The organism is Micromonospora sp. MA102 (assembly GCF_025460765.1).
GTDB lineage: Bacteria > Actinomycetota > Actinomycetes > Mycobacteriales > Micromonosporaceae > Micromonospora > Micromonospora halotolerans.
On the sequence record NZ_JAMWEG010000001.1, the window covers coordinates 688174 to 697868 of the forward strand.

The 9695-nt window shown below is 75.4% G+C and carries 7 protein-coding genes; 5 read left to right on the forward strand and 2 right to left on the reverse strand.

Translation table 11 applies throughout. The annotated features are described in order from the left end of the window. Positions 1–66: 66 nt before the first annotated feature. Positions 67–2304, forward strand: coding sequence for an FUSC family protein (locus NFX44_RS03305; RefSeq protein WP_262281972.1), 2238 nt, complete (start codon positions 67–69; stop codon positions 2302–2304). Here NFX44_RS03305 and NFX44_RS03310 read toward each other — a convergent pair. After that, positions 2229–3014: a hypothetical protein gene (locus NFX44_RS03310; protein WP_262281973.1), complete on the reverse strand. Its 786-nt coding sequence runs from the start codon at positions 3012–3014 to the stop codon at positions 2229–2231. The two genes, NFX44_RS03305 and NFX44_RS03310, sit on opposite strands and share 76 nt — an antisense overlap. Positions 3015–3132: 118 nt before the next feature. On the opposite strand from NFX44_RS03310, the gene smpB reads away from it, so the two are divergent. From smpB to NFX44_RS03325, 3 genes are all read left to right on the forward strand, one after another. Continuing rightward, a complete protein-coding gene (gene smpB, locus NFX44_RS03315; protein WP_189196879.1) occupies positions 3133–3615 on the forward strand; it encodes an SsrA-binding protein SmpB in 483 nt (160 codons plus the stop codon). Between the two features lie 88 nt (positions 3616–3703). Continuing rightward, positions 3704–4279: a helix-turn-helix domain-containing protein gene (locus tag NFX44_RS03320; protein ID WP_262281974.1), complete on the forward strand. Its 576-nt coding sequence runs from the start codon at positions 3704–3706 to the stop codon at positions 4277–4279. Then, positions 4276–5553 carry an MFS transporter gene (locus NFX44_RS03325; protein WP_262281975.1) on the forward strand — a complete coding sequence of 426 codons (1278 nt, stop codon included), beginning with the start codon at positions 4276–4278 and terminating at the stop codon, positions 5551–5553. Before NFX44_RS03320 ends, NFX44_RS03325 begins: the two co-directional genes overlap by 4 nt. A gap of 13 nt (positions 5554–5566) precedes the next feature. Here the strand turns inward: NFX44_RS03325 and NFX44_RS03330 are convergent, their stop codons facing one another. Then, positions 5567–8212: a glycoside hydrolase family 3 N-terminal domain-containing protein gene (locus NFX44_RS03330; RefSeq protein WP_262281976.1), complete on the reverse strand. Its 2646-nt coding sequence runs from the start codon at positions 8210–8212 to the stop codon at positions 5567–5569. Between the two features lie 221 nt (positions 8213–8433). On the opposite strand from NFX44_RS03330, the gene NFX44_RS03335 reads away from it, so the two are divergent. After that, the coding region (locus NFX44_RS03335; protein ID WP_262281977.1) for a family 16 glycosylhydrolase at positions 8434–9695 on the forward strand (1262 nt) is incomplete at its 3' end.

Below are 9695 nucleotides of genomic sequence, written 5' to 3' on the forward strand. Positions count from 1 at the left end.
CCGGATAGAGTCCCGGAAGCAGACGGCCCGCCCCCCCGGGAAGACCTGGTGGGGAGCGGTGTGGGCATGCGTCGACGGCCCGGCGGGGAGCTGCGGGACCGGCTGCGCCGGCGCGACCCGGGCTACCGCCTCATCCGTCGGGCGGCCCGGCTGACCGTGGTCGCGTCCCTCACCTTCTACGGCTGCCGCTACGGCCTCGGCAGCGTCACCCTCGCCACGTACGCGCTGTTCGCCACGGTCGCCACGGGCAGTTTCGCCCAGTTGCCCGGGCCGGCCGCCGTGCGGGCGCGCACCCTGCTGGCGGCCGTACCGGTGGCCTGGGCGCTCGTGGCGGTCGGCACGGTCCTGGCGGTCAGCACCGCGGCCGCGTCCGCCGGGATGCTCGTCATCGGGTTCGCCGTGGCGTTCGCGGGCGTCGGCGGGCCACGCCTGGTCGGGCTGGCCAACGCGTTCCAGCTCTTCTACATCCTGGCCTGCTTCCCGCCGTACCAGCCGGACACCCTCCCGGCCCGGCTGGCCGGCGTCACCCTGGGCGTCGCCCTGGTCGCGCTAGCCGAGGTGACGCTCTGGCCGGACCCGGCGCCGGTGTCCTTCCCGCAGCGCCTCGCCGCGGCCGCGGCCGGCCTCGCGGACCACCTCGACGCGCTCGCGGACGTGCTCCTCGCACGGCCGGGCGCGGCCGGAGCCGCGGCGCGCCGGCACACCCGGGCCGCGCAACTGCTCGACCAGGTGCGGCTGCCGCGACTACCGGTGACGGCACGCCCCACGTCGGCCGGTCGCCGCGACCGTGCCTGGCGGGACGCGGCCGCCGCCGCCCAGGAGGTGCTCGCCGTCGCCGAGTCCCTCGCGTCCCGGCCGGACGTCCCGGGCAGCGGGGACCCCGACCTGGCGGGCGCGCTCCGGCGGTGCGCGGCCACGCTCCGGCGGTCCGCCGACCGCACGGTCCGTCGATCGGGCACGCCGGCCGCCGGCGGGCCGGAGCTGGAGCCGGCCACCCCGTCGCCGTCGTGGCGGGCCGCCGGTCCGGTCCGGCTGCGCGTGGACGCGGCGGTCCGCACGCTCGCCGACCAGGTCGGGACGTACGCGACGGCGATCGGGATCGCCACGGGCCCGCGCGGCCGCACCGAGCGGACGACCGAGGCGGGCGCGGACCGGTTCTGGTACGCGGGGCGCAGCACCTGGTCGCTGTACCGGCGACAGTTCCGGGCACACCTCACCCCGCGGTCGGTGTACCTCGAGGGAGCCGTCCGGCTCGCCGTGGCCCTGGCCGCCGCGCGGGTGATCGCCGGGGTGGTCAACCTGCAGCACGGGTTCTGGGTGCTCCTGGCGACGCTCAGCCTCATGCGCGCCTCGGCGTCGGACACCCGGACCACGCTGCGTCCGGCGCTGGTCGGCACCCTCGCCGGAGGCGCCGCCGGCGGCCTGCTCCTGCTCGTCTCGCCCGAACGGCAGGCGTACGCCGCCCTGCTGCCGCTGGCGCTCGTGCTGGCTTTCGGCGTCGGCCCGCTGCTCGGCCTGGGCTGGGCCCAGGCGCTGCTCACCCTGCTGCTCATCGTCGTGTTCGCCCAGCTCAATCCCGCGTCCTGGCAACTGGCCGGCGCCCGGGTGGTGGACGTGGCGATCGGCGCCGTGGTGGGCGTCCTGGCCGGCCTGCTGCTCTGGCCACGCGGCAGCGGCGCCGAACTGCGCCGCAACGCGGGCGCCTACCTGGCGGCGAGCGGGCGGGCCGCCGAGCGGATCGTCGAGGCGTTCGCGAGCGGCGCGGACGCGCGGCCGGCGGTCGCCGCGGCCCGCCGCGCGGAGGCGCTGGCCACCACGTCCCTCGTCCAGTACCACGGTGAGCGCCACGATCCCCGGCTGTCGCACGTCGACTGGGACGCGGTGCTGGCGGCCGCGCACCGCGCCGGCTACGGCGGGCAGGCCCTGCTCGCCGACCGCCGGCCCGGGGTGCTGGCCCCGTGGCCCGGCCCGGCGACGGCGCTTGTCGCGCGGGCCGGGCGGCTGCGCGACGGCTACGCCGACCTCGGCGGCCAGGTGACGCGGGGCCGGGTGGACCGGCCGCCGGCGCCGACGGACCCACCCGGGGACGTCGCGCGGCAGGTGCACGGGCTGGTGCGCGACGGCGAGGACCGGCCGGAGGTGCTGGCCCTCGTGGAGGTCGACGGCTGGCTCGGCGACCTCGAGGGTCACCTCCGCCGCGCCGGCACGGCGGTTCCCGGCGAGCCGGCTCAGCCGATCCGGCCGCCGGCGGTGACCAGCCACTCGCCGGTCTCCCAGTCCGACGGCCCGCCCACCACCCGGTAGCACAGGTCGAACCGGATCCCCAGCTCCGGCCACCAGGGGTGACGGACCGGGACCACACGGAAGATGTCGTCCAGACCGGGAAACGTGAGCCCCTCGGGCTCGGGGAACAGCTCCGCCAGCTCGGTGCGCGTCAGGTCGGTCCAGAGCGCGAACTGCCACTCGGTGCGGTGGCGCCACGCGTCGTGGACCAGCTCGAACCGTGGTTCCCGGCCGACGACGAAGCTCCGGATGTCGGCGCGCAGCTCGGCCGGCGTCGATGGGAGGATGAACGGCCACTCCTCGCCGGTCGGGTAGCGGTACATGGTCGACGTCGCGGCGAGCGCCCGCACGAGGCCGCGCCACGCCTCGGGCGACGTCGTGCCGGTGGGCAGGTTCACGCCGGTGTGGTCGACGCGCCGCACGTGCCCGGCGAGGCGACGGGCCAGCTCCGCCACGTCGACCGTGGGCGCGGGCCCGGCGGGCGGCCCGGCGCCCTCGACGCCGAGGGACGGCCCGGGGTCGAACGTGACCACCGGCACGGGCACGTCGGCCAGCCGGATGGTGGTCACCGGCCGGGCGCCGTCCGGCCGCGGCGGGGTGAGGACCAGGCGCTCCGCCGGCCCGTCGACGGCGTACGGCACGTCGGCGAGCAGGGTGCGGACCTGGTCGAGGAAGGTCCGCGCGGCGGGCGTCCGGGGCAGGCGGAAGGCGATCTCGTCGAGTCGGTCCATTCCCCGACGCTAGGGGGCGCGGCGCCGGCCCGGCACCCGCGGCCGGGCCGAATTTCGCTCCGGGATCGCGGCGGACACCGGGTATCCTGCTCCGCGTCGACGGGCGAGGAGGTGGGGCGTGACCAGGGAGACCGGGCGCAAGCTCGTCGCCTCCAACAAGAAGGCGCGGCACGACTACACGATTTTGAAGACGTACGAGGCCGGGATCGTGCTGGCCGGCACCGAGGTGAAGTCGCTGCGGGAGGGGCGGGTGTCGCTGGTCGACGCGTTCGCCCAGGAGCGCGACGGCGAGATCATGCTGTACGGCCTGCACATCGCCGAGTACGGCTTCGGCACCTGGACCAACCACCAGCCCCGGCGCACCCGGAAGCTGCTGCTGAACCGCGTCGAGATCGCCCGGATCCTGGAGAAGCTGCGCGACGGCGGGGTCACCCTGGTGCCGCTGTCGATGTACTTCTCGAACGGCTGGGCCAAGGTCGAGCTTGGCCTGGCCCGGGGGCGCCGGTCGTATGACAAGCGCCAGGCCCTGGCCGAGCGGGACGCCAACCGGGAGATCGCCCGCGAGCTGGGCCGCCGCCTCAAGGGCCGCCGCCCCGCCTGATCCACCGCCGCCCACCTGACCGGCGCGCGTCGGCCCCGATATACAAGGCTTCTTGTACATTAGACGTTGTAGGTCTAGCCTCAGCGGCATGGCGGACGAGCCGAAGACCCTGCACCTCACCGATCCGAAGGCCATGCGGGCGCTGGCCCACGAGACCCGGATCCGGCTCCTGGGTGAGCTGCGCATCCGGGGCCCGCAGACCGTGGGCATGCTCAGCGACGTCACCGGCGAGGCGGTCGGCTCGGTCAGCTACCACCTGGGCAAGCTGGCCGAGCACGGCTTCGTCGTGGAGGCACCCGAGCTGGCCCGCAACCGCCGGGAGCGGTGGTGGCGGGCGGCGCACGCACGCACCAACTGGGAGCCGGTGGAGCTGCTCGCCGACCCCGAGCGGCGGCTCGCCTCCGACCTGCTGCGCCGGGCCTTCCTCCAGCGCTACGTGGCCCGGTTCGAGGCGTACCTCGACGCCGAGCCGTCCCTCGACCCGGCCTGGGTCCGTGGCACCACGAGCAGCGACAACTTCCTCCACCTCACCCCGGACGAGCTCGTGGAGCTGCGGCGGGAGCTGTCCGAGCTGGGTGAGCGCTGGCAGGCCCGCAGCAACCCCGACCGGCCGGACGCGCGCACCGTCACGCTGATCTGGCAGGCCTACCGGGGGCCGCAGTGAACCGCCGGCGGGCGCCCCTCGCCGGGCTGCTGGCCGCGCACACGGTCTCGCTCACCGGCAACATGCTCACCCTGATCGCGCTGCCGCTCTACGTGCTCGCCGAGACGGGCTCCCCCGCCGCCACCGGGCTGGCCGGCGCGTTCGCCACCGCGCCCGTGGTGCTCGGCGGCGCCTTCGGCGGCGTCCTCGTCGACCGGATCGGCTATCGCCGGGCCAGCGTGCTGGCCGACCTGGTCTCCGGCGTGACGGTCGCCGCCGTGCCGGTGCTGCACGCCACGGTCGGGCTGCCCTTCCCGGCGCTGCTCGCCCTGGTCTTCCTCAGCGGCCTGCTCGACACCCCGGGCCAGACCGCCCGCACGGCGCTGCTGCCCGAGGCGGCGACCGCGGCCGGAGTGCCGATCGAGCGGGCGATCGGCTGGTTCGGGGCCACCGAACGCGGTGCCCGCCTGATCGGCGCGCCGCTGGCCGGTCTCCTGGTCAGCGCGCTGGGCGCGCTGCCGGTGCTGGCCGTGGACGCGGCCACCTTCGCCCTCTCGGCGCTGGCGGTGGCGGTGCTGGTGCCGGCGAGCCTGCGGCCGTCCGCCGACTCGGACGCCCCCTCGGCCGGCTACTGGCGGGACTTCGCCGCCGGCGTGCGCTTCCTGGTCCGCGAGCCGCTGCTGCGGGCCATGGTGCTGCTGGTGCTGGTCACCAACCTCTTCGACGCCACCAAGAGCAACGTCCTGATGCCGGTCGTCGCCACCCGGGACCTCGGCGGGGCGGCCGCCTTCGGCCTGCTGGTCGGCGCCATGGGCGGCGGCGCGCTGGTCGGCTCGCTGATCTTCAGCGCCATCGGCCACCGGCTGCCCCGCCGGGCCACCTTCGTCACCGCCTTCGCCGTCTGCGGCGCCCCGCCCTTCTGGGCGCTCGCCGCCGCCCCACCGCTGCCGGTGATCGCCGCGGTCTGCGTGGTGTCCGGCCTCGCCGCCGGCGCCATCAACCCGCTCATCGGCGCGGTCGAGCTGGAGCGCATCCCGGCGACCATGCGGGCCCGGGTCTACGGGGTGATCGGCGCGGGCGCCTGGGCGGCCATGCCGGTGGGCGCGGCCGGCGCCGGACTGGCCGCCGACCGGTTCGGCACCACGGTGACCCTGGTCGCCATCGGCGCCGGCTACCTGCTGGTGGTGCTCACCCCGCTGCTCGGCGGCCCGTGGCGGGACCTCCGCCGGCCGGTGGCCCCGGAACCGGCCCGCCCGGACCGCGCGCCGGCGCCCGCCGCCGCCACGACGGAGTGACGACCGGGGCGGGTCAGGCGGCGACGCGCGCCAGCAGCGTGAACGCCCGGACCGGGTCGCCGGTGAGCTGGGCGTGGTCGGCGTCGGCGATCAGCGCGGCCCAGTCGTCCGGCGCGCTCCCCCGCACCACGGCCGCCTGCGCGGCGTCCCGGGCCACCCCGAGGATGGCCTCGACCAGGGCGCCGTCCCGGTGGTCGGCACCGAGCTGCCGCCCGAGCCGGTCCAGCACCCGGGGGGCGTCGCGCAGCGAGCCGTCGGCGTTCCAGCCGGCCGGCGCCAGGGCCGCCCGCACCTGCGGCCGGTCGTCGGCGACGGCGGCCAGCCCGTCCCGGCCCGGGACGGTCCGCAGGCCCCAACCGAACGGGAACAGCGGCCGGTAGTCGGCGTCGCCCACGTTGACCGGCACCTGCGCCTCGTCCCGCGGCCAGCTCACCGGCAGCCGGCCGGTGAACGGACGGCGGCCGAAGAGCACGTCGGCCACCCCGGCGCCCTCGCTGCCCGGCAGCCACGACGCCACCAGGGCGTCGATCTCGCCCAGCTGGTCGGTGAGCACCTGCGGCCGGCCGGAGACCACCAGCACCACGCAGGTGGGCAGCGCCGTGCAGACCTTGTCGACGACGGCCCGGTCGGCGGGCTGGAGCCGGAGCGACTTCTCCTCCTGCTGCGGCACGCTGCACCAGCCGCACTCCGGGCCGCCGACGTCGCCGTAGCCCTCCGCGTACGGGGTCTCGCCGACCACCACGACGCCGACCTGCGCGCCGTCCGTCGGCGCGGAGGCGTCGGCGCTGTAGGTGACCTGGGCGCCGGGGGCGACCTGACGGATGCCGTCCAGGATGGACGTGCCGGGTACGGCGTCGGCGCCGGAGACGCCCTGCCAGGTGACCGTCCAGCCGCCGGCCTGGTTGCCGAGGTCGTCGGCGTTGCGCCCGGCCACGTAGAGCTTGGCGTCCCGGCGCAACGGCAGGGCCCGCCCGCTGTTCTTCAGCAGGACCTGGGACTTCGCCACCGCCTCCCGGCCGACGGCCCGGTGCGCCGCGCTGCCGACCTGGTCGAGGTTGTCGGCTGAGGCGTACGGGTGCTCGAAGAGGCCCAGCTCGAACTTCTTGGTGAGGATCCGCCGGACCGCGTCGTCGATCCGGGCGGTGGGCACCCGGCCGGCGGTCACCTCGGCGAGGAGCAGCTGCTCGAACTGCTCGGCGCTGTTCGGCTCCATGAACATGTCGGTGCCGGCGTTGACCCCGACGCGGACCTTGTAGGCGGTCAGCCCGCCGTTGGTCGGCTCGGCCGGGTCGGGGATCTGGTGGATGCCCTCCCAGTCGGAGACCAGGAACCCGTCGAAGCCCAGCCGACCCTTGAGCACGTCGGTGATCAGCTCCCGGTGGGCGTGCATCTTGGTCGGGTTGCCGAGCCCGTCCTCGGTCCAGTCCACGCTGGAGAAGGAGGGCATCACGCTGCCCACCCCGTGGGCCCGCACGGCGGGCAGGTACGGGGCCAGGTCGACGCGGGCGAAGTGCGCCCGGTCGGTGACGGTGACCCCCTGGTCGATCGGGTACTTCTGCTCCCACCAGGGCTTGCCCTCGTTCGCGGCGGCGACCGCCTCGTCGTAGTCGGTGTCGCCGTCGCCCGCGTAGTGCTTCGCGGTGGCGAGCACCCGGTCGGCGTCGTCGAGCTGGCCGGGCCGGCCCTGCAGGCCGTCGATGACCGTCTCCATCGACACCACCAGCGCCGGGTCCTCGCCGAAGCTCTCGTAGCTGCGGCCCCAGCGCTCGTCCCGGGACACGCACAGGCAGGGCGCGAAGTTCCACGGGATGCCGGTGGCGCGTACCTCGGCGGCGGTGGCCTGGCCGACCCGCTCCACCAGCTTCGGATCGCGGGTGGCGCCGAGCCCGACGTTGTGCGGGAAGACGGTGGCGCCCACGACGTTGCCGTGGCCGTGCACGGCGTCGATCCCGTAGATCAGCGGGATCTGGAGGCGGGTGCTCAGCGCCTGCGCCTGGAGCCCGTTGACCATCTCGACCCAGGCGGCCGGGGTGTTGCTGGCGGGGGTGGAGCCGCCGCCGGAGAGCACCGAGCCGAGCTGCCAGCGGGCGACGGCGGTCGGGTCGTCGGCGACGGCCGCCCGCTCGGCCTGGGTCATCTGGCCGACCTTCTCGGCGAGGGTCATCCGGCCCAGCAGGTCGGCGACGCGCCGCCGCACCGGCAGCCGCCGATCGAGGTACGGCAGGCCGTGCGCGTCGACCACCACGGTGGGCCGGGCCGCGACCGTGGCCCCGTCGGCGTCGAGGGTCAGCGGCACGGTCTCGGCGGTCTCCGCCTCGCCGTCGGCCCGCAGCGCGACCGTGACCGAGCGGGTGGCGCCGGACGGGCTGCCCGCCGGGAAGGTGAGCGTGCCGGACGCGGCGGTGTAGTCGACGCCGGGTCTGGCCGTGCCGGAGCCGGTGGCCCAGCGCACGGTGACCGCGGCGGCCAGGGGGCGTCCGTCGGAGGTGGACACCGCGAGGTCCACCGGCACCCGGCTTCCCTCGGCCGCCGCGTAGACCGGCCGGCCGGCGGTGACGGTGACCGTGCCGGCGTCGACGGCCGCCGCGGGCGGGGCCGGCGTCAAGGCCACCACCAGGGCGCCGACCGCGCCGAGCGTGGCGTGTCTGGGCAGTCTCATGTCGCGCCTCCCACGGGACCGGTCGCCCGGTGCCCCGTCGGCCCGGGTCCGCCCACGTCCCGGTTCCGGATCCTCCCGAACCACATCGCATCACGTCAATGTTTCCGGCCGGTTCCGGAACCGTCACGCCAGCTCAGGGAGCGCTCTCTTGACAGCACGGCACTTCGTTCATAACTTCATCGAAGTCTATCTCTATGTCTTGTTAACAGCAGGGAGGCACCGTGCGCAGGATCCGTACCATCGCCGCCGTGGCCCTCGCGGCCGTGGGCCTCACAGCCGCGCTCACCACCGTCACCGACACCCCCGCCGGGGCCGCGCCCGGCGCGGTGACCTGGTCCGACGACTTCAACGGCGCCGCCGGGACGCCGCCGGACGCCAGCCGATGGCGGTACGACATCGGCGGCAGCGGCTGGGGCAACAACGAGCTGCAGTACTACACCAACAGCACCCGCAACGCCGCCCTCGACGGCAACGGCAACCTGGTCATCACCGCCCGCCGGGAGAACCCGTCCGGCTTCTCCTGCTGGTACGGCAGCTGCCAGTACACCTCGGCCCGGCTGCTCACCAACGGCACGTTCAGCCAGGCGTACGGCCGCTTCGAGGCGCGCATCAAGATCCCGCGCGGGCAGGGCATCTGGCCGGCGTTCTGGATGCTCGGCAACGACATCGCCACCAACCCGTGGCCCAACAGCGGCGAGATCGACATCATGGAGAACATCGGTCGTGAACCGTCCACCGTGCACGGCAGCCTGCACGGGCCGGGCTACTCCGGCGGCAACCCGCTGACCGGGCAGACGTCGCTGCCCGGCGGCCAGGCCCTCGCCGACGCCTTCCACACCTACACGGTCGACTGGGCGCCCGACTCGATCACCTGGTACCTGGACGGCGTCGCGTACTCCCGCAAGACGCCGGCCGACGCGGGCGGCAACCGGTGGGTCTTCGACCACCCGTTCTTCATGATCATGAACGTGGCGGTCGGCGGCAACTGGCCGGGCTCGCCGGACGGCAGCACCACCTTCCCGCAGACCATGACCATCGACTACGTCCGGGTGCAGGCGTGGGACAACGGTGGCGGCGGGGGCGGTGGCACCGGCGGGCAGATCGTCGGGTACGGCAACAAGTGCGTGGACGTGGCCGGCGCCAACACCGCCAACGGCACGGCCGTCCAGCTCTGGACCTGCAACGGCACCGCCGCCCAGCGGTGGGCCTGGAACACCGACGGCTCGGTCCGCGCCTTGGGCAAGTGCCTCGACGTGAGCGGCGGGTCGACCGCCAACGGTGCGAAGGTGCAGCTCTGGGACTGCAACGGCAGCGGCGCCCAGCGGTGGGTCTTCAACGCCAACGGCGACATCGTGAACCCGCAGGCCAACAAGTGCCTGGACGCCACCGGCGCCAGCTCCGCCGACGGCACCCGCCTGCAGATCTGGGACTGCACCGGCGGCGCCAACCAAAAATGGCGCCGCCGGTGCAGTCCCAGATCTGC

Bases quoted from the DNA above. Each gene is read 5' to 3' on its own strand.
- NFX44_RS03305 (WP_262281972.1), top strand. From the start codon at position 67: ATGCGTCGACGGCCCGGCGGGGAGCTGCGGGACCGGCTGCGCCGGCGC.
- NFX44_RS03330 (WP_262281976.1), bottom strand. From the start codon at position 8,212: ATGAGACTGCCCAGACACGCCACGCTCGGCGCGGTCGGCGCCCTGGTG.
- NFX44_RS03320 (WP_262281974.1), top strand. From the start codon at position 3,704: ATGGCGGACGAGCCGAAGACCCTGCACCTCACCGATCCGAAGGCCATG.
- NFX44_RS03310 (WP_262281973.1), bottom strand. From the start codon at position 3,014: ATGGACCGACTCGACGAGATCGCCTTCCGCCTGCCCCGGACGCCCGCC.